The organism is Chryseobacterium sp. 2P (genome assembly GCF_059579425.1).
Window position 1 is genome coordinate 1,113,071 of the sequence record NZ_CM184194.1, and the last position, 21,128, is coordinate 1,134,198.

Here is a 21,128-nt window from a genome sequence, read left to right on the forward strand (position 1 = left end):
TTTTACAAATATAGTAATTTTATTTATTGTATGGTAATATATTACCACGAATTTTCAAATCAAAAATCCAAAATTGCCCATAAATACATTATTTATGGATAGCAAAGAAGTCTTAAGATTATTTATGCTTGAGTTTTCAGAAAATTTGAAAAAGATTCGAGCTACAAAATATAACTCAATGGATGAGGTTGCGCAGAATTCAAATTTCGATTCAAGCAATTACAATAAATTTGAAAATGGAAAGGGCAATCCAACTATAGAAACGATGTTGAAAATGTCATCAGCTTTTGGTATTACCCCAAAAGAACTTTTTGACTTTGATTTCGATATTAATAAATATAAGATTGACGAATAAAAAAATCCTAACTAATTTGTTAGGATTTCTTTTACTTATTAATTTCCTGATAATACCAATCAGAGCATTGATCAAGAACTTCTTCTGTTTCTTTTAATTCTTTTTTAGTTGAGTAAACCCAGACTGAAAGTCCAACTATTACCAATGTTGCTACAATACTGTAGATTTTTATTGCTTTCATATTTATGCTTTTTGTAAATATATGAAATTTATCGCATCGGAGGAGGTGGTAATGACTTGCTTGGAAGATAATTATCAATTTGGTTCTGTGTAATGATTTCTTTTTCTACTTTTTTGAAATCTATAGGAGATGCTTCAGTTCTTTGAGATTCGTCCTGCAAATAAATTTTGTCTTCCAGCGAATCTATTACCTTCTTAAAATCAGAATCCATAAAAGGTAAAATAAAACATATTTTGTCTTCCTTTCCATTTACCTTAAAACTTAAGTAATTTCTACTGCCTGCATAACCTTGATTTGCATCCAGCGCTTTTTTTATTACATATTTATCCAAATTTTTATCTGATAAGCTATTGATTTCATCAAGTTCACTCTGGCTTAATTTATATTGATAATATACTTTATCTCTTTCTCTATCAAGATAAACATTTAGAACTCCATCTTTGTCCAAAGTGGTATAAGCACTAATGGACAGTTCGTTGTTTGATTTTATATCATAGCTTACGAGCTTAAAATCAGTAACCTTTTTTTGACAGCTAACAAATATAATTTGTATTAGTAGCAAGAAAAGAAGTTTTGTTTTCATAGTTATTTTATTGTTGATGATTGAAATTAATTAAAAGTTATAAGATTATACATCCAACAAACTTTCATCATACCAAATATCCTCGTAGCCGTTACTATCTATTAAAAAACGATTACCAGCCGGAAGCCCGAGATATTGAATTATAAAAGAAGCATCTTCCAACAAATGATAGGCGTGAGAAGGCTGAAAAAAATCATCTGCATAAGAAAACTCACCTGACCAAATATACCAACCAGTTAAACCTTTTGTTCGGGGATGTCTAAGTCCATTTATTTGAATGTTGGGATTAAAATTTCGACCCAATGCAATTACGGTATTTAACTCTACTACATCAGAAATTTGAGAATTCTTTTCACAAATTTTCAATTGGTCTTGTAAATAATCTTGAGTATCCATTCTTTTTGAGATTCTATAATTATTTTATATAAATGTTAGATTTCCTTTTTTCCACTCGTCTAAAGTAATTTCAGCTGTTGAACCAATTATTCCCGATTGCTTTATTATTTCTTTTAAAACTTTGACCGCTTTCTTTTCATCAAGATGTAAGATATAACAGGCAGACCATAATCGCGGACCTTTATGCTGATGGTTTAAAAACTGAAATAAACTTTCTATTGAATTTTGGTTTTTAAGAAATGAAGCTGCATTCATTACCTTCTCGTAATTTTTATTTCCTACTTTAAAATTACCATTTTCTGTAGATTCTACTTGAATAATTGAAGCCTCCTCAAACATTTTTAATGCAGTTTCAATGTCTACTATTTTCTTCATAATCTCATAATAATAGTTCTAATTTTCCTTCTTTCCACAAATGAAGAGTCGCAGAGGCTGTCATTTTTACTTTCGAATTTGTAGATAATTTTTTTAGGATGTTCTCAGCTATATCAGGTTTTGATTTTAAAGTAAAAATGGCCGCCCACAATTTTACATATTCGTCAGGATTATCCAACATTTCACTAAAAAGCTCTTCTTCACGTTGCTCCTTTGCATGGTTATAAAGGTTATGTAATTCTTTGTGAAGTTTATTTGCTTTTTTATAATCTCCGTTTACATAAAGTACTCCGTGTTGAACTGAATGTTGTAAAAATTTCTCTTCTATTTCTGTTCTGCTTATTTCCAATCTTTTAGTCAAAAATATTATAAGACATTTTCAATAATGTCATTGGGATTAATACTCGATATTTTCTTCGATAATTTTAACCGACTTTCCTTCGAGATAATACTTATAAACTAATTCAAACCAATCCTTACCATTTGATGTATTGTAAATAATAATAACATCGCCGATTTCTTTAATTTTAGCATCTACGCAAACTGCTCCAAACTCAGTGTTACCCTCATTAAAATCTTCTATAATAGTACTAATTAAAAAATTTTTCATTTGATCCGATGTAAGGTTTTCGTCATATGCGCCAAGATCAATCCATTCATTATTTTTAAATATTAAACCAAATGGAGCAAACTCTTTAAATTCATTTAAAAATGCTTGAGCAGTTTTGACAACTTGTTTTATGCCTGTAATATATTTGTCTTCCATAATATTTTAATTAAATACAACCTGGTATTCCTGCACAAGGATCTTTTTTTACTGGGACAGGTTTAATTTTTGGAGCTGGGTTGTTATTTACTCTAATGTTATCTGTTTTTGCAGGAGCTGGTCCTGTTAGGTTATAAGGTTGAATTTCAATCCCTGAATCTTTTAAAGGATTTGATAAATTTGCATCCTTGTTTATCCTCAAAATTAGCCTTTTTCCATCAACTAAATTGTCCTGAAATCTTAATTGTCTTGTAAGAGATTGATTTTTTACATTTTTTATTTCCACAGGATTTCCTTCTTTGGTGAATCCATCAGGTCTCGTTCCTCCTGTTTTACCTGTTTTCGAATCTGTTGCTTCAAAATTTTTAGTATTCTTTGTAACATTTTGTCCTTCTTCATTCATTCTGTTTATTTGCTCTGGTTCCATCTGCCTACCTCTGTTAAAATGTTCCTGAGATTTTGTAGTTGCTTCACTAGTTTTTGTCATTGTTTCAACAACAGGATTAGGCCTCACATTTGAGCCACCTTCAAAGATTGGCATAAATCTCACTAATCCACTTATACCAAAAAGACAACATTGTTCTGATTCTTCAACTGCATCTTCGGTAGACCTTCCATCCGGATCAATAAATCGCAATGGATTGTTCATTGCGTAGTTATATGGTGACCAACGTCTGTATTCTTCGCTTAGTGGATCAGGAGAAAACCAGCGACCTGCAGTATCAAGATATGGTTGTGAGTCAGCATTTTCTATGTTGATATCTAATAATTCAACAATTTCATTGGTTCTTGCATTGTAACGGACTGATCCAATGCTTACAATACTGTCTAAGTCGTGAGCTTCTAAATATTTACCTTTGCTTAATGTAGCAATTTTAGGATAGAAGCCATATTTCTTAAAAGGATTTCCTGCTTCAATGTTTTGTCTTCTCCGCTCTGCTTCGGCTGGTGTTAAAGTATCCCTCGTTTTTAGAACTTCGTCCATATAAGGACGCAATCTTTCTTCTTTGGTAAGTTTTACGGGATTTACGTAAATCTTTTCAGGATTGTTTGAAACATTCTTTTCTACTTGAGCATTGAGAAAAACTGCGATTATCAAAAAGAATACATAAAATAGTTTTTTCATTTTCGTGGTTATTTGAAGTTGTTTTTTAATTTTTTATTTTCATATTTATTTCTTTCTGTTTTCAGAGATACAAGCCAATCCAAATACATTCCTTCAGGCATTTGTCTGTAACCAAGCTTGTAAAGCGTACTGTATTCCTGAACCATCAGATCATATATTTCTTTTGCTTTCGGATTTTCTAAAGCCAGTTTGATATTATTTGAAGACCCACTCTTTAGATCTTGTCTATCCATTAATTTTTGAAATCTGGCTTTATACGTTTCAGCTTTTAGAATGCGTGCTTTTGCGAAATTTGGATAAACTTCGAGAGCTTTATTGAGGACTTTTAGGAGAAATTCGCCATCGTTGGAAGGAAAGCTTCTGTTGTAAGCTTGTGCTAGATCAAATAGGCATAATGCTAAACTTTCTTTGTTATCCAAAGCTTTCATAAACATACCGTTTCTGATGGCGTCCAGATGGATATATCCAGATGCCATTAACCAACCATCTTCAGGGAAAATTCCACTCGTCAATTCGGTATTAAACCATCCTAAAGACTTTACATTATGCTTGATGTAGACGTGATTAGGGGCTAAAGCCAGATTGGCATCAACTCCCAATTCTTCAGCAAGGATTTTGTACAAATAGGGCATCGAGTTGCAATTTCCTTTTTTTGTTGCAAGTAATTTGGAAACAAAGAGATTGGGTAAATCATCGTGACCAAAGACGTCGGTAAAATCGTAAGAGAAAGGTTTGTATTGAATGGTAGAGTCTTTCACAATCACTGGTATCGGTTGGCAGATGATCGAGTAAAGAGCCGCATATTTGCTGACTTTATCTTTATCATTTCCCTGATAGGTCAGTTCTCTGCTTTTAACTATTTGCTCTGCAAATGATTTCAGGAATTTGAGTTCATTATTAATCGCTATCGTGTCAATCTTTCCCTGGTAATAAGACTGCTCAACACTTAAGACAGCTTTCTTAAAACTATACTTTTCCTTGCCACTTAGCATATTGTCAATGTGTGCATAGGCCTCCTCGTAAAATTGATTACGCTGAGCTTTGACAGTAATAACCATTGAGACTATTACAAGCAAAGCAAATTGCATTGATTTTCTAAAATATTGATTTTTCATCTTGATGTTTTTATGTTAGAAGAGGTTTAGGTTTATTTTTTTCCTCCTCTCTTTTTTTCTCTTTTGCTTTTCTACGCTCTTCCTCCAATTTCTTTTGTTCTTCTTCCTTCTTTTTTCTCTGTTTTTCTAAATTGGTAAGACGAATTTTCTCGGCAAGCTCTTCGCTCCTTTGTTTGTTGGCTTCACGGTTCATATTGCTCAACCATTCTGAATAAGCTCCATCTGGCATAAATTTGAATCCGAGCTGGTCGATATTGTTGAACTGCATCTTTGTTTCTTTTAAAAGTTCCAGACCTTTCGGGAAATATTTTATATTTTCAAGTTCTGCAGGATTTTCTACATTTTGAATTCCTAATTCTGCTGCTACATATTCAAATCGCGCCTGCTGATACATTGATTTAAGTAAATTAGCATACATATTATTGGGATAAAGTTCAAGAGATTTATCCAATGCTTTTCCGACAAATTCATCCATTCCGTACTTATGAATATAGCCATTGGCTAAGTCTGCATATAACAATGACATAAGCTGTTTTTTACTTAAACTATTCATATAGACATCATTCAGTAAGGCTTCGGAGCCAATGTAACCGGATTCTAAAATCATAGCATTTGTACTAAGGATTCCATTAGTCAATTCTATATTCTGCCATTGATTATCATCGTCTTTGAAACGGATATACGTATGATTGGGAGCCATAGCCAATGAAGCATCTGCCCCGATTGATTCTGCTACCATCAAATAAAGTAGAGGCATTGAGTGACATTGTCCTTTTCCTGTTTTTAGTAATTTGGAAACAAACATTTTGTTCCATTCTTTCTTTCCCATAAAATCATCAAAATCATATTTGTAATTCTTTGAGAAATGCTTAAACAAAGCAATGTTTTTCAGAGTATTATCGACTGGGGTCACCTTTCCGGATTTCATTTTTTGCAAAACCTGAGAAGCTATTTTTGAAATGTTGGCTTTGAAATTAGAATAGTGTAGCTTCCTTTCAGAATAAGCATTTTCAACAATGAAATTCGCTTCAGCTAATGAATAATTGCTTTGATCTAAATTATTAAGTTGAGACAAGGCATCATAATAGAAGTTAGTTCCTGAATTAGCTGATAGTGATGGCAGATTATAACCGGAAATTTCTAGATTATTTACTTTTTGTTCAAACTGTTTTTGCTCTTTCTCTCGATTTTCTTTCTCTACGATTTTAAAATCGTTTTGCTGCATTTCCCAGTTTCTTCTTTCAATTTCTGACTTTCTTGAAGAATTATTAACTGAGGGAATGGATACCGTATTTTTTGACGTAGAATTGTTTCTGAAAGATATTTCAGAATAATTTTGAATTGGGGAAGTCGATGCACTTGGTCCTGTCGGCAGATTTGGAATCTGAGCGGATAATCCTGTACTAAAATACAGCAGTATAATAGAAATTGTACTGTTTCGCATAATTTGTGTTTTGTTTTTTTATTGCAATATTACTGGATGTCATTTTAAATTGATACCGTAGTATTACGGTGATTCCGTCCAATATTACTTCAGGGATTTTCATTATATTTTTAGTTTTTGGTTGTAGTTTTTGGGCATAAAAAAAGAGCGTGAATTAACTGACACTCTAAACTCAGGATACTGGTATAATCCCTCTAAGAAATGCAGCAAAACACGCCCCAGAAGGGCGAATCTTGCAGTTACATTTTCTTAGAATTCTTATAGTACCAGTATTTGAGTTTAGAAAATAACTGCTTAACGCAATGTTTTTATATGTATTTAAGATTTATTTATTCTTATACTTTTTTTATTTTTTGTTTACCACAAATATATTAAGAATACTTCATGGAGCAAAGTCTTAAGTGGATCAAAAAAATCCGAAGGACTGACAATTACATTAATACTATCTGGTTAGTGGTACAACAACTGTTTCTTCCTGAGTTGATATTGAATATCCAAATATTTTATTTTCTTTTTCATCTTTTATAAAATAGTAATTAGAAGTCTTATAAAGATAGAACCTTGTACTACTTTCCTCCGTAAGAATTGGTTGCTCCGAGTGTTGCTTTAAGTATATTGTAAATTTTGGTTTTTCTTTTAATATATACTTTGCTTCCTGTGCAGCGGTTGCGTACATATAGATAAATGCGAATGCTAAATGCATCCAAAATCCAAGATTTCGACTTTCAAAAAAGTAAACATAGCTGGAAATAGTGATAATTGTTATAAAAACAATATTTACTGGCGTAGCAAATTTGTACATATTGATTAGTACACCGAAACCACAAATTAATAATACGATAATTACAATTAATGTAATTATTGATAAACCTTTGCTTCTTGACTTTAAGTCAGTCAGCAACAAACAGACGATTCCTGGTGAGAATAACACTCCAATTAAAATCATTAACATTAGGTTTTCATATAGTACAGCAATTGCGTCCGACAGATTGAAATATCGATAGTAGCTAATTCCTAATAAATCAAAATAATGCCACAAATAAAATAATCCAAGTGCAGGCAATATAGCTGTTAATTCGGCAATTTTCACAAACGGCTTATCCTCTACTGGAATGTATTTTTTATTCAACTTATGATTAATAATTCTTAATTTTCGGATTAATCTTTGTCTGTTCATGTTTATTTCGTTTTAAAATTGTTTTGTATTTGTAATTTATTAGTTTAAAAGTAGAAATATTTTAATTTTAATAACATTAAGTTAGTTCGTAATTTGGATATGAAAATTTCTCTATTTTGAGAACTTATATTTGTATATTTACCTCATAACCAAAAAACTAATAAAACATGAAAACAATTATTCTGGGATTGTTTATGCTTTTCAGCATGATCACTTTTTTACATTCACAAACTAGCAGCTACAGACTCAAATTTCGTTATCACATTTCTAAAGAAAAATTGAAAGATTTAAATGATCAAGGGTATGTGATTACTGACGGTACTACGACTAATTACAGTTTTTGTCCTGCCTTAAATAAATCTTTTAAATGTTTAGTAACCAATAAGGATGGAGAATTATTTATTGACCCTTGGCAAATAGAGCATGATAAAGGAGGCTCTGATGCTAAAGGCGCAGTAGATCCCTGTTACGGTCAGGAAAGAATTATTAATGCAGCTACTCCTAATAAACTTAAACTTGTGAAATTGAGTAGAGATAAAGTGGGCGATCCTACAAGAAGCATTACTCTGCATTACCAGACCGTTATTGTCGGAATTAACGCTATAGGTGTAAAAGTTAGACCTTCAGTTGTCGACTATAATAATAATCAGTACTCTGCTAATGTCGTAACTGGGAATATTAATTTGGGTTTTTCTGTTGGATATTCATGGGGTTGGACAACTTTTTCACACAGGTCAAGTACCAGCTGGTCGGTAACTCCCGGAGCTTCATTCGGATTCTCATCAGCAAGCTTGGGAAAAGAACCGCTGAAGAAAAAAGTTGTTACTACTTATAATCCAAGTAATCTTGTTCTTTCTCCTTCAGCAGGTTTAACGATTGCAAGAAATGATATAGGAATTATTTTTAGTTATGGATATGATTTTATGACAGGAAGTAATGCAGATGCTTGGGCATATCAAGGAAAAAGATTCTTTGGATTAGGTATTGCAGCTGGACTAAAATTGTAAAAAAATTCTTTAATACTGTAACAAATCTATAACTAAACCTTAAAGATTATCAACCTAGATAATAATAAAATAAAAATATAAATCTTACAGAAGATCAACTGGAAACAGTTGCAAAAATTGTTAACCAAGAAATTAAAGATTACGCGGGGGTCTTGCATGAAGTCATTTGCGGAAAAGATCTGGATGATACTCGATTTAATGAGCTGAAAAAGCTTGTCTACACGGATGTAAATGTTTGGAGAAACAACTAAAAACAATTTTTTATATTAGTTTAATGAAAAATATTTTTACAAAAGATGAGCTGAATAGCTTTATGCAGTATTTCCAAATTATGATTCGTGATCTAGTTATCTGCACTTCAAATATTGACGAGATTATTGAGCAAAATAATGAAAGCAGAGAAAAAATTGCTCCTTTTAGTTATTTTTTAGGGCATTATGTAGCACTAGCTTATTCCTTTGCAACACTAACATTGTCTAAACTGTTTGTTCAGGATGAAAAACGCAGCCTGAAAAAATTGATGAATAAGTTAGAAAACAGCGATTTTGACGAAGAACTCAAAGAGATGCTGACTAAAAATCGTAAGCTTTCTGAAAATGGTAGTGAAGGTGAATATGACTATCTGTTTAAACATAAAGCAGATATTAAAAATGCTATTGCTATTTCCAGAGAAGAGATTAATCAGGCGGAGTTTTTGGTTGAGAAAATTAAAGCAAGACGAGACTCTTATTATGCTCACTTCGATCCTGATAAACTTGGTGAGATAGAAGTTGAAAGCCTCGCTGAAATAAAGCAACTTTCTGATATTGCGGAGGGAATCTATAACCGCTTTAATTCTGGATTTAATAATTCCACTTTTATGTTTACAAACCTTTGGAATATGAAAGATTTATTTGCCATAATTAATGACCATCATGACGAACAGGTTAAAAAAAGAAATGACTTAGATAAAGAATAACCAAATTATTGTAAAAACTAAAAACTAAAAACTAATTACTATGAGTGATATTTTATATTACCCTTATATCAATGTACCGGATAATGACTGGACTATAAGAACTCTTCTTTATTACAAGGATATTGCTGCGATTGTACCTCAGGAATATCTTTGGCAACCAGAACGGAATTATGACCCGTTTATGATGGAGCTTGTTAGAATGTCTCTGATAGTTCCTATAAATCCTATTGAGATATTTGATGAACCTTGGGAAGTAACAAAACCTTTCGTTACCGAGATTGAGAAGAATAAAAATTCACTTGAAAAAGCACAAAATCGATTCTATAATAGTCAAAGGAATTTAGTGCATTCTCAGAAGTTTTCTTCTGCCAGAATACACGCTGATAAGTTTGATGATAATGTCTTCTATAGTCTTGAAAATTTAGGGCTTGCCAGTAGAGCAGAGGGAAATTGGTATGCAGTGGAAACAAAAACGGCAGATCAATTAATGAAGTTCGTAGCTACCATAATTGGAGCTAAGACGAACAGAATTCCTATGACTGATAATTTAAGGTCAAGGTTTTACAGTATTAAAAATCTAAAAAACCAAAAAAAAAGGCAGACGATTTTAGAAAGTTTGATCCCATTTCCACAAAATATAAAGTTAGATAAAATGTTGCGCTTCAAGGAGAAGCATGGTGATCTGTTAGATGCTTTTACAAGCAGAGTTGAATTACTTGTGCTTGATCCCACAGTAATAGAGGGGACAGATTTATTTAACGAAAAGATCAGAGAATTGGTGATTAGAAAAGGTGAGCTAACCGCAAAAATGGGAGAGAGTCAAATAGGAAATATTATTTTCGGATCAGTATGTGGGATTATTGGTGCCACGCAAGGAATTGTAGCCACCGGAGATTTAAAATCTATGCTTTGGGGATTACCAGGATTTGCAAATGCTGTATATTCCGCGATGAAAATTGAAAAAACGGAAAATGTCTTTGACCAATCAGGAATGAAATATCTTGCTTTAGTAGACAAAAAACTCAGATAACTTTCGTATTTGAAGTAAAGCGGATTGAAATAAATAAAATATAAAAATTAAAAAACTATCTATGGAATTTGACGAAAAGATTGAACTAGTATCGAAATTACTAAATTTTGCATCTTCTAATAATAATCACGGTGATCTGGAAGATGTTAGAAACATAACAATGGATGCTATTGCATCAAGCATTCAAAATTACCTGATTGCTCTTAAATTATCGACACACTTAAGTGATATTAAATATCTTCAAGAAAATATTTGGGAAGGATTTGTAGAAAATGATCTGGTTGATCTAGATCATAATTTTAATGGATTCATTAAAGATGCCTTTTATAATGCTCTGTTTATTTCCATTGAAACCAACTTTAGAGCTATAGCAAAGCACTTTGAGGCAAGGGCTAATACAATTAATAAAACTTCTATAAAGGAGACTTTTGAAAAGTTATTAAGTATGATTTCCTTTTTTGCAGGTATTACAGCTTATGAAAGAGATGTGATTATCTATTTTTTCTATTTGCGAAATACAATGCACAATTTTGGAATTCACACTAAGCCGAATCATAGTTTAGAAATTGAAGATAACACTTCCGTAATAAATAAGTCAAAAGTTAAATTAGAATTGATTCAAAACCAACCTAATAATATTACTGGTAAAGAACAACTTCTTCTAATTGAGCAGGTAATTAAAGTTATAATAAGATTCAATTCTCTAATTCCGACCGCTGAAAGAGTAAAACATCCATTGGCTGATTTTGATTATAATGGATAGCTCCTAAAATAATTTCTTATTTTAACTTTTTTTAACATTTGGCACGTATTTCGATTACATGATCATGTCAAAACTAGCCCAACATCGACGTTAAAAGTAGTAGGCACTAAAACAAATTAAAATAATGAGTAATTCAAACAAAAACTGGCCAAGTAAAACAGGAAATCCTTCTGGAGGAAATAGGGGAAACAATCCTGCTAAAACTTCAAGTGGAGGAAGTAGTAAGCCTTCTACACCTAAAAAATAACTCTGTTTAAAACATTCTAAAGTCTGAATATCTATTCAGGCTTTTTTTGTAAATTTATAAAAAACTAATAATTTACGTTATGCAACATTCCATTATTGAATTCTTGAGAAGAAATAATTTAAAAATTGATCAGGATTTCAATTGTTTTTGCTCAGTTATCAAGAAACATGATTCTATAAAGCAAGTAGAGAAAAGCCCATTCAGAATCATTTTCCAAGAAAAGTCAGTCGTTCTTTTAAGGATTAATGCTCCAAAGCCAAAAGAATATCGTTTTGGGTACGAACATATTATAGATCATTCTTTGCATGGTAATAAACTTAGACTCTCAGTAAAAGATTGGTTCTACGATAATATGTACTTTGAATTTGACTTTCTATTTATTTTTAATAAATATATTCTTGATCCCTTTAGTGTAAAAAAAGCTGATTTTGAAACTGTTGTTGGTAAAGAATTATATGTAGTTTATTCAACTTCTTGGTATGACGATAAGAAAGAAATGGAAGGTGTTTTAACAAGAGTTGGTGATTTGAGAATATATATTGATGATATTAATAATCAAAAACAAGAAATTGAAATCTTTGATCTTGCATATTTCTTTGCGAGACTTTAGCAAACTAAGTCATTCACTCTAAATCTAAGAGTCACTTTCCCAGTGATTCTAAAAGTTATTTTCTTAAAATCCAAAACTAATTGCCACTTCATGAGAGAAGAATTTAATGAATTAAATGTACCGGATGGTCATTACCTTAAAATTGCAAAAAATTCCGGAAATATTTATTTTGATGAATTTATTGAATCTGTTTCAAAAATTAAACAGTTTATATCCAATAGAGATTTCAAGGATCTCTGGGGAAATAAGTTACAGCTAAAAAAAGCAAAATTTGACGAAAAAGCTTATATTCAAAGTGCCTGTGAGCTGGCAGTTGCAAATTATTTTTGTGAGAAAAATGGTTTCAGGGTCGAAGCTAAAGTAAACCCTAAAAATCAAAAAGATGTAGACGTTAAATTTCAGTCTAACAATTTCACATACAATATTGAAGTAAAATGTGCGGCTTTTACTAATAGAGAGAAGGTACAAAATACAGAATCTTTCAAATATCAAACTTATGGTCGACTTGACAATAGGCTAGACATAATGTCAATACTTTCCAATGCGATAGATGAAGGTTTAATAAAGCAAGGTAAATCTCTGAAAGAACATTCTGAGTTAAAAAGTATGGATAATAATCTTAAAGATTTTCTGATTAACGCGCACGAAAAATTTAATGATTTATCAAAAGAAAATGAGATCAATATTTTATTAATATGCTGTGGTGATAGAGAGGATATGCAGAGCTGGGTAGGTTATCTTAACGGCCCCGAAGGTCTGTTTACTAATGGTTCTTTTTGCGACCCTGCTGATTACAATAATGTAGACTTAGTGATTTTAACTAACTTATATTACAAGCACAAAGATTTCTATAATAAAAATATTGAGAATTCCTGGAACTTGAATGAAACCTTAAATCTAAGTATTATAAATCCTTACTGTAGATTACGTAAACCAAAAGGGATTGAAAATTTTGATAGTGAAATGATTAATTATAATTCAGAGATTAATCAATTTAAAGTGCCTGGACTAGCACCAGAAGTCCTGAAGGATGCCAGAAAAGTTGTGCATTTTGTAATCGACTATCTCGAAATACAAGAAGGCAAATATTTGTTTGATAAAAAGAGTAGTAATTGATATTCTCTTTGTTATCTCGACCTTTATAAGTGATCAACATAAAGTTCTTAAAGCTAAAAACATTAAAATTAAAAAATAAATTATGTCATTTTTTCCTCCGCTTTCAATTGCAGATGCAATCGATAAAATAGATTACAATCAATATTTACTTCCTGCAATTCAACGAGATTTTGTTTGGTCATCTGGAAAAATAGAGATGTTATTTGACTCACTTATGCAACAATATCCAATTGGTTCAATGTTGCTTTGGAGAGTTGAAGGTAATAACACACAAAACCAACGATTTTATGGGATCTTAAAAAAATATAGAGAAAGATTCCTCAATAGATCAGAAGAAGTTGATACAAAAAAACTTCCTAGCTTCGAAGTCGTTTTAGACGGGCAGCAGCGCCTTACTGCACTTTATCTGGGGTTGAAAGGTTCTTATGCTTATCACGAATATAATCTGGCTTGGAAAGATAATGAACACTCTATTCCTACAAGATATCTTTATTTAAATCTTAAATATAAAAAGGATTCTAGCAAGGACTTAAACGATAGTGACGATGATAGAAAATATGAATTCTTGTTTTTAAAACCTTCAGAAGCAAAAAATGAAGATGGAAATAAATGGTTCAAAGTCGGAGATATTTTGGGTATTCGCGGAATGGCACAGCTGAATTCTTATTGTAAGAAACACGAAATAGAAGATCAGGATGCTCAGGAGATATTGAGTCGGCTTCACGATATTGTTCATCTTGAGAAACTTATTCACTACTATCTTGAAAAAGGTTCTGATTTTACCAGAGCATTAGATATTTTTATACGAATAAATTCAGGCGGTATTAACTTAAGTTATTCGGATTTAGTAATGTCAACAACTATTTCAGGTTGGATGATTCTAGATGCCCGCAAAGAAATTAATGGATTAGTTGATGAAATTGTAAAGGAATACGGCTTTGCCGTAAACAAAGATTTGATTTTGCGTACCTATCTGATTTTGTACAACGATGATATTAAATTTAGAGTAACCAATTTCAGTATTAAGAATGCTAAAGATTTTGAAAGTAAATGGGAAAATATTAGGAAAGCAATTAAAGAAGTCTTTCAACTTATTGTAGACTTTGGATATGCTCCAAAAACACTGACATCATTAAATGCTGTTCTTCCGATTATATATTATTTATACAAAACTGATAAAGTAAAAGATTTTCATAAGAAAGTTGCATATAAAGATGATAGAGCAATTATTAAAAAATGGCTTCATGTTGTTTTGCTACATCAAATATTTGGCGGGCAAGCTGAAGGTGTATTAAAAGCTATCAGAGATACTTTGAAAAAAGAAATTGCTAAGTCTCCGGCAGTTTTCCCTGCTGCCGCTATTGCAAAGAGGCTTTCTAAAACCAATAAAAGTATAAACGTCGATAAAGAGTTTGTAGAAAATCTTTTATATACTCAGAAAGAAAATAGATACGCTTTTCCCATACTCGCATTACTTTATCCTAACTTAAAATATAAGGATGGAGATTTTAATCTTGATCATTGTCATCCGATATCAAATTTCAATGAAAAAAAGCTAAAATTAAATAATATCCAATTGACTGATTCTAATAGAGAATACTTTACAGATCCGGAGTATTTTAATTCCATTATTAATCTCCAAATGTTAGATGGTAATGAAAACAAGTCAAAAGGTGCAAAGCAACTTGCAGATTGGGTTTCTACAAATAAAATTAATAAGAAAAAGTACTATTTTCCCAATGATTTAAATTTTTCATCATTTGATAAATTTGCAAAACAGCGTCAAGTTATTTTGACAGTAAAACTAATGGAGGAACTTAAATTCTAATTTTTTTTGTTTAGTTAACAGTTTGATAATCTTATTTTTTAATAAAATGTACACTATGATATTAGAGATTAATGAATCCAGAAAGTTTATTTTTATAAGTACTAAAAATAATGTGACTTATCAATTTACTTCTAGATGTACTTATATGTTTAATGAGACATATAACGGTTTTACTTATGTATTTGAAGTGTATGAAGAGTCAAAGGAAAGTGATGATTCTTTTAGTCTCATTTTATTAGAGATGGAAAATGAAACTGATTTAAAAGTAGTTGACTTATATCCTGACAGTAGTAAGTACTATTTGGGGAAAGGAATTTCGATCAGCCTTCTTCTAAAGTGTAGAGAAATTTTTGGAAAGAGGATAATTTCCAGTAGTAATTTGAAAAAATCTGATAATTATTGTGAGTGGAATACGCCAGAAGCAATTGATAAAGTTTGGAATCCTTTGGTAAAATCAGGGAAGGCTATATATGATCAAGATGAAGACCTATATGTTGTAATTTGATGTGAAATACGATGGATGAATTAAACAGTCTTGATTGGAAGATTTATGAATCTCTGACAAAATATATTTATGATACTTTAAAAAAAGAATATCATATTCCAGTGGAGGGTTATGGGCAGAATTGTAAAATAAAAGGTAATTCAGGGGTTATGCATCAAATTGATGTGCTGACCGCTGAGTTTGATGGTTGCCAAACTTACAAAACGGCTATCGAATGTAAATACTGGAAAAAAAAAGTAACTAAAGATACAGTTATGAAGCTTCTTTCTATCATCAATGATACCGATATACAAAGAGGAATTATTGTGTCAAGGAATGGATTTACTCGGGATGCACAAATGTTTGCAGAACATCATAATATAAAGATAGTGCAGCTGAGAGAATCTGAAAATAATGATAATGAACAGAAGGAAGTTGAATTTGGAATTTTAGATTTATTTTTCAAGATCAATGTGAGCAGACCAGAGGTCACAAGAATAGTTGTTAAAACAAATGACGATAATGAAATTATACTTCCTGAAACACAGCAATATTTGGTTTATATTGAAAATAAAGATGGCACAAAAATAAGATTGTATGATTCTGTAATGGTTTTTAAAAAAAATCTACACACTCAAAAACCTTTTGAAATGGTTTTGAAATCTTACGATTTTACAGATCATAGACTGTTTTTTAATGGAAATTATCAAAAGATAAAAAGCATTACCTACACAGGTTTACTAACTATTATTAATAAGGACCATCAAAAAACATTTTCTCTAGTGGATAAAGTATGGATGATTATGAACCAAATCTTTGAACAAAAGACATTTCTTATAACCCAGCTTGGTATTGTTGTGAATAAAGAAGATTTGTCATAAATACTATTTATGTTCTTAGTAATACGGTTTCCCGTAATGTCAATTTAGTTTTCAAATCTATCTTTGACAAAATTAAAAAATGAAAGCTATTTACAGTTTATTACTTTTAGTATTAATATTATCGTGTTCTAACCCAGTCCAGCGAAATACAATAAAATTTTCAAAGCTGGAGTATGGAGAAAAATGGCCATTTTCAGTTGATGAAGTTGAAGTTTATTGTTCTGGATATAAAGAAATTTACTGCAAGGCCAGCAATGGAAAGACATATGCTTTAAATGGAACTGCTAAAGGTGTTTCACATAATAATGCTGCTATCAGTAAAGTTGATGAAATATGGTTGGATGATCCCAAATGGGCTGGATTAAAAATTTCATACGGAGATTTTATCACTAAAGGTCTGGAACTTTGTGAAAATAAATAACAAGAATACTAAAGAATCAGTTTATCTTTTTTCTTGGTAATCCAATTTCATGTTCCTGTGGATAGGGATTTCGGTGAGTCATACTAACGTCTTCCCGTAGACTTCTTTCCATTTCTTTAGATTTTTCATCATCCATCGAATATCGCGGATCGGCAATCAAAGGCATTTTTGCCATTTTAGTAATGGTAATAGTAGGAAAATGATAATCTACTTCAACAGTTCCTAATAAAAGGTAGACTCCTCCTTCCTTAAAGGGAAATTGTTTTAAACTGTCGGGAAAATGTGCCGTGTCAAAATACTCACCTTCAGCATCGATCCATGTTCCGAAATACATATCGTCTTTCTTTCCAGGATGATTTCTCATCTTGATAGGAACGTGTTTCCTGGAAATTAAATATGCCAGCATTTTAACCTGTTTTTTATGATACTTCAAGAGATCTTTAACCAAAACGTGACCTCTGTATTTAGTCTTGAGTAAATCAAAGATCGAATAGGAAACTGGAAATCCTAAAATTTCAATTTCATCAAAAGCGTCTTCAAAAGGGTTTCTATCTATTGTCGGTAGCTTATAATCTTTTTGAGGTTCCTCAAATAATGATATGATCTTGCTTTTATATTGATTCTTTGAAAGTAGGAATCTTGCTTCAATTAAAAGTTCGTGTTTCTGCTTTCCGGTAAATCTGAAAGCCCCGACAAAAATTAATATCTGTAAAGTTTCAATACCAATGTTGACTCTTTTTATAAAATCTTCTAATGATCCGTAATCGCCGTTTTCTTTCCTTTCTTCCGGGATATTTACTTTGATAGAAGCTTCAAGTTTTTCAATATGCATTAGACCTAAGTACACATCTGTTCCATATAATGTTGTATGAAATTCGCTTAGGTTAATGCAGGGGTTATGAATTTTAGCACCTGACATCTTCGCCTCGTGTACATAAACTTCTGTTCGGTAAAAACCACCGCCATTATTAATAGCAGATACCATAAATTCGATAGGGTAATAGGCTTTCAGAAACAGACTCTGATAGCTCTCCACGGCATAAGAAGCAGAGTGTGCTTTACAAAAGGAGTAGCCGGCAAAAGATTCAATCTGTCGATATACTTCCTGAGAAAGCTGCTCAGGATGTCCTTTCCTTTTGCAGGATTCAAAGAAATCATCTTTTAATTTTTGTAAAGCTGAAAGTGATCGTCCTTTACCACTCATAGCTCTTCGAAGAACATCTCCATTAGCTGCAGAAACTCCACCAAAGTGCATCGCAATTTTAATGACATCTTCTTGATAAACCATAATGCCATAGGTTTCGCCTAATTCTTTTTCAAATACATCGTGGAAGTATTCAAATTGACCGGGATGATTGTGTCGGAAAATGTACTCCCGCATCATTCCACTCTGTGCAACTCCTGGACGAATAATTGATGATGCAGCAACCAATACTTTGTAATTATCACATTTTAATCTTCTCAAAAGTCCACGCATAGCTGGAGATTCAATGTAGAAACAACCAATGGTCTTTCCAATGCTCAAAAATTCATTGCACTTGACTTCATCCTTAGAGATTCTGGTATCTTCAATATCTACATTGATTCCCTTTTTTTCTTTAATTAGATTAACGGTATCTTTAATCGTTCCCAATCCTCTTTGTGAAAGAATGTCAAACTTTTCCAGACCAATATCCTCAGCTGTATGCATATCAAACTGAACAATTGGAAATTCTTTTGGAGGAAATTCTAAAACTGAATAATTTGTAATAGGTTCTTCGGAAATAAGAATCCCACAAGAATGCATACTTCTTTGATTGGGAAATCCAACTAACAACTGTTCATACTTATAAATCTCTTGAACAATTGAATTTTGATCGTGTAGTTCTCTCGGTTTTTTTGAAAGCTGATCTAGTTCATCTTTCGGCAGTCCAAAGACTTTTCCCAGTTCTCTGAATCTCGATTTTCTCTTGAACTCCACATTAGTTCCACAAAAAGCAACGTGATTTTTTCCATATTTATCAAAAATGTATTCCAAAATAGTGTCACGATTCTTCCAACTCCAATCGATGTCGAAGTCGGGAGGACTTTTACGGTTTAAGTTTAGAAAACGCTCAAAGTACAAATCTAGCTCTAGAGGACATATGTCGGAAATGCCTAAACAATAAGCTATAATACTGTTAGCGCCACTTCCTCTTCCGACGTGCATAAAACCCATACGCTTACTGTATTGAATAATATCCCAAGTAATCAAGAAGTAGCCGCAAAAATTAAGTTGATGAATAACTGTTAATTCTTTTTCAGCTCTCTCAATAGCCTGTCTGTTATTATCAGGATATCTATGAGATAAACCTTCATAAGCAAGCTGGGATAACAATTTAAAGTCATTTTCCTTGCTGTCAGTATAATATTTTTTATTCTTCGGGGTTTTAAATTCAAAATCAAAACTGCATTGACTGACGATAAATTTCGTGTTTTCAACGATTTCTGGGTAATGCTTAAACTGATCGAGAAGAGTTTTCTTACTCATAAACAACTCATCTTTTCTACAATAATCTTTTTCAGCCAGTTTTGTAAAAAGAATATTACCATCTATGGCTCGTAATATTTTATGAAGTTCGTATTCGTCATCAGTCTTAAACGTTACCGGATGAAGGATAACCATTTTATGAGTGAGGGATTTGAATTCAGAATTGATTAAAAGGTTTAACTCATCTTGTCTGATTCCGATAAACTCGTGTTCCAATAATATATCAGGTTTATTTTGTAAAGTATAAATCACAAAGCAGTTTTCTAATTGAGGATTAGATTTTGGAATTTCAATATTTTCACAATTATAATCGGTCAAAAGCCTGTTGACTTCAGCTATTCCTTTCGGGTTCTTCGCTAAGCATATATAATACTGCTCATTTTCAACTCTGACATCAACGCCTACAATAGGTTTAATGCCTTTATCTTCACACAGTTTATAAAACTGATAGATTCCCGTTACGGTATTGATATCAGTTAGCGCAAGAACTTTCAGCTTATAATCCATAGCCAGATCAACTAATTCTTCAACAGAAATAGTCCCATAACGAAGGCTATGATAGGTATGACAATTGAGGAACATAATTTTATTTATTGAGTCAAAAAACCGGAAGCCCTTCCAAGGCTTTTAGCACCAAAACGGTCTTTCATTTTATCCATGGTCTGATATAATGAGATCAGCTCTTCGGTATCTTCAAAAAGATTCATCTGATGGCTTCCGTGAACCAGTCCTGTAAACTTGACACCTACAAGACGAATTCTCATTCTTCGGGTATAAACTTTCTTGAAGAGTTCCAGAATATATTTCAGCAATGTGTGGTCTGCTGAGGTATAAGCCACCTTACATTGTTTAGTCTCTGTATCAAAGTTGGCATATCTTATTCTTACTGATACCGTTGAGGTCAGCCATTTTTCCTGTCTTAACTGGTAGCATAACTGTTCAACCATTCCGGAAAGAATACTTCTGATATTCGGAATATCGATGGTGTCTTCGGAAAAAGTTGTTTCAGTTGATATGGATTTACGCTCTGAATATTGAATCACAGGATTTAAATCAATGCCATTGGCTTTTTTCCATAACTCAGTTCCATTTTTTCCAATTAATTCCTGAAGCACATCCACTGGCATTTTAGCAAGTGTTTCAATCTTTCTTACACCTAATCTTGAAAGGAGTTCAAAGGTCACATCACCAACCATAGGAATCTTTCTGACGGATAAAGGATTTAAAAAAGGCTGTATTGCGAGCGGTTTTAATTCTAATTTACCGGCTGGCTTTGCTTCACCTGTTCCAATCTTTGAAACTGTTTTATTGGTAGACAATGCAAAACTAATAGGTAGACCTGTATTTTTCTTTACCGCTTCCGCAATTTCGGTTGTCCATTGATAGCAGCCGAAGAACTTATCCATGCCCGACAGATCAAGATAGAACTCGTCTACACTTGCTTTTTCCATAACAGGAACTTTTTCCTGAATGATTTCAGTCACCAAATGTGACATTTTGGAATAATACTCCATATCACCTTTGATAACCTGCGCTTCGGGACATAAGCGTAAAGCCATTCGCAAAGGCATCGCAGAACGAACCCCAAATTTCCTGGCTTCATAGGAACAAGATGCTACTACACCACGATCTCCGCCACCTATGATCACGGGCTGATTCTCCAATACAGAGTCTCTCAGCCGTTCACAGGAAACAAAGAATGTATCCAGATCCATATGTGCAATCGCTCGTTCCATTTGACAAAATTATCACGATT

24 protein-coding genes are annotated in these 21,128 nt (G+C 32.3%); 12 read left to right on the plus strand and 12 right to left on the minus strand.

Annotation, left to right across the window (positions count from 1 at the left end; translation table 11 throughout):
- Nucleotides 1-94: 94 nt before the first annotated feature.
- Entirely contained in the window at nt 95-355 is a 261-nt protein-coding gene (locus AC52CF_RS05035) for a helix-turn-helix domain-containing protein (protein WP_002977335.1), read from the plus strand.
- A 31-nt stretch (nt 356-386) separates the two neighbouring features.
- Here the strand turns inward: AC52CF_RS05035 and AC52CF_RS05040 are convergent, their stop codons facing one another.
- The 10 genes from AC52CF_RS05040 to AC52CF_RS05085 form a co-directional block, all read right to left on the minus strand.
- Entirely contained in the window at nt 387-536 is a 150-nt protein-coding gene (locus tag AC52CF_RS05040; RefSeq protein ID WP_336690452.1) for a hypothetical protein, read from the minus strand.
- A gap of 28 nt (nt 537-564) precedes the next feature.
- Complete coding sequence (locus tag AC52CF_RS05045; protein ID WP_002977337.1) at nt 565-1,119, minus strand: hypothetical protein; 555 nt, start codon at nt 1,117-1,119, stop codon at nt 565-567.
- Between the two features lie 45 nt (nt 1,120-1,164).
- Complete coding sequence (locus tag AC52CF_RS05050) at nt 1,165-1,515, minus strand: immunity protein Imm33 domain-containing protein (protein ID WP_002977338.1); 351 nt, start codon at nt 1,513-1,515, stop codon at nt 1,165-1,167.
- Nucleotides 1,516-1,539: 24 nt separating this feature from the next.
- Nucleotides 1,540-1,890, minus strand: a complete 351-nt coding sequence (locus AC52CF_RS05055) for a hypothetical protein (protein ID WP_002977339.1) — start codon at nt 1,888-1,890, stop codon at nt 1,540-1,542.
- A gap of 4 nt (nt 1,891-1,894) precedes the next feature.
- Complete coding sequence (locus AC52CF_RS05060) at nt 1,895-2,239, minus strand: hypothetical protein (protein ID WP_027383739.1); 345 nt, start codon at nt 2,237-2,239, stop codon at nt 1,895-1,897.
- Nucleotides 2,240-2,287: 48 nt separating this feature from the next.
- Nucleotides 2,288-2,656, minus strand: coding sequence for a hypothetical protein (locus tag AC52CF_RS05065; RefSeq protein WP_002977341.1), 369 nt, complete (start codon nt 2,654-2,656; stop codon nt 2,288-2,290).
- 10 nt (nt 2,657-2,666) lie between these two features.
- The gene (locus tag AC52CF_RS05070; protein ID WP_002977342.1) at nt 2,667-3,782 is read right to left on the minus strand and encodes an RHS repeat-associated core domain-containing protein; all 1,116 of its coding nucleotides are present in this window, start codon (nt 3,780-3,782) and stop codon (nt 2,667-2,669) included.
- Between the two features lie 8 nt (nt 3,783-3,790).
- Nucleotides 3,791-4,897 (minus strand): hypothetical protein, encoded by a 1,107-nt coding sequence (locus AC52CF_RS05075; protein WP_002977343.1) that lies wholly within the window; start codon nt 4,895-4,897, stop codon nt 3,791-3,793.
- Between the two features lie 10 nt (nt 4,898-4,907).
- On the minus strand, nt 4,908-6,341 hold the full coding sequence (locus AC52CF_RS05080) for a transglutaminase family protein (protein ID WP_027383737.1): 1,434 nt from the start codon (nt 6,339-6,341) through the stop codon (nt 4,908-4,910).
- 442 nt (nt 6,342-6,783) lie between these two features.
- On the minus strand, nt 6,784-7,518 hold the full coding sequence (locus tag AC52CF_RS05085) for a hypothetical protein (RefSeq protein ID WP_002977346.1): 735 nt from the start codon (nt 7,516-7,518) through the stop codon (nt 6,784-6,786).
- 167 nt (nt 7,519-7,685) lie between these two features.
- Between AC52CF_RS05085 and AC52CF_RS05090 the strand changes: the two genes are divergently transcribed.
- The 11 genes from AC52CF_RS05090 to AC52CF_RS05140 all read left to right on the plus strand — a co-directional run bounded on the left by AC52CF_RS05090 (nt 7,686) and on the right by AC52CF_RS05140 (nt 16,863).
- Nucleotides 7,686-8,525, plus strand: coding sequence for a hypothetical protein (locus AC52CF_RS05090; protein WP_002977347.1), 840 nt, complete (start codon nt 7,686-7,688; stop codon nt 8,523-8,525).
- A gap of 274 nt (nt 8,526-8,799) precedes the next feature.
- Nucleotides 8,800-9,483 carry an AbiU2 domain-containing protein gene (locus tag AC52CF_RS05095; RefSeq protein ID WP_002977348.1) on the plus strand — a complete coding sequence of 228 codons (684 nt, stop codon included), beginning with the start codon at nt 8,800-8,802 and terminating at the stop codon, nt 9,481-9,483.
- Nucleotides 9,484-9,523: 40 nt separating this feature from the next.
- On the plus strand, nt 9,524-10,513 hold the full coding sequence (locus AC52CF_RS05100) for a hypothetical protein (RefSeq protein WP_002977349.1): 990 nt from the start codon (nt 9,524-9,526) through the stop codon (nt 10,511-10,513).
- Between the two features lie 61 nt (nt 10,514-10,574).
- Nucleotides 10,575-11,276: a hypothetical protein gene (locus tag AC52CF_RS05105; protein WP_002977350.1), complete on the plus strand. Its 702-nt coding sequence runs from the start codon at nt 10,575-10,577 to the stop codon at nt 11,274-11,276.
- Between the two features lie 124 nt (nt 11,277-11,400).
- Entirely contained in the window at nt 11,401-11,523 is a 123-nt protein-coding gene (locus AC52CF_RS05110) for a hypothetical protein (protein ID WP_002977351.1), read from the plus strand.
- 79 nt (nt 11,524-11,602) lie between these two features.
- Nucleotides 11,603-12,133 carry a hypothetical protein gene (locus AC52CF_RS05115; protein ID WP_002977352.1) on the plus strand — a complete coding sequence of 177 codons (531 nt, stop codon included), beginning with the start codon at nt 11,603-11,605 and terminating at the stop codon, nt 12,131-12,133.
- A gap of 90 nt (nt 12,134-12,223) precedes the next feature.
- Nucleotides 12,224-13,249: a hypothetical protein gene (locus tag AC52CF_RS05120; RefSeq protein WP_002977353.1), complete on the plus strand. Its 1,026-nt coding sequence runs from the start codon at nt 12,224-12,226 to the stop codon at nt 13,247-13,249.
- An 82-nt stretch (nt 13,250-13,331) separates the two neighbouring features.
- Complete coding sequence (locus tag AC52CF_RS05125; protein WP_002977354.1) at nt 13,332-15,077, plus strand: DUF262 domain-containing protein; 1,746 nt, start codon at nt 13,332-13,334, stop codon at nt 15,075-15,077.
- 55 nt (nt 15,078-15,132) lie between these two features.
- The gene (locus AC52CF_RS05130; protein ID WP_002977355.1) at nt 15,133-15,582 is read left to right on the plus strand and encodes a hypothetical protein; all 450 of its coding nucleotides are present in this window, start codon (nt 15,133-15,135) and stop codon (nt 15,580-15,582) included.
- Between the two features lie 11 nt (nt 15,583-15,593).
- Complete coding sequence (locus tag AC52CF_RS05135; protein WP_002977356.1) at nt 15,594-16,442, plus strand: restriction endonuclease; 849 nt, start codon at nt 15,594-15,596, stop codon at nt 16,440-16,442.
- 79 nt (nt 16,443-16,521) lie between these two features.
- Complete coding sequence (locus AC52CF_RS05140) at nt 16,522-16,863, plus strand: DUF2511 domain-containing protein (protein WP_002977357.1); 342 nt, start codon at nt 16,522-16,524, stop codon at nt 16,861-16,863.
- Nucleotides 16,864-16,879: 16 nt separating this feature from the next.
- Here the strand turns inward: AC52CF_RS05140 and AC52CF_RS05145 are convergent, their stop codons facing one another.
- Nucleotides 16,880-19,954, minus strand: a complete 3,075-nt coding sequence (locus AC52CF_RS05145) for a DNA polymerase III subunit alpha (RefSeq protein WP_002977358.1) — start codon at nt 19,952-19,954, stop codon at nt 16,880-16,882.
- Nucleotides 19,955-19,962: 8 nt separating this feature from the next.
- The gene (gene dinB, locus AC52CF_RS05150) at nt 19,963-21,108 is read right to left on the minus strand and encodes a DNA polymerase IV (protein WP_027383735.1); all 1,146 of its coding nucleotides are present in this window, start codon (nt 21,106-21,108) and stop codon (nt 19,963-19,965) included.
- Between the last annotated feature and the right edge of the window lie 20 nt (nt 21,109-21,128).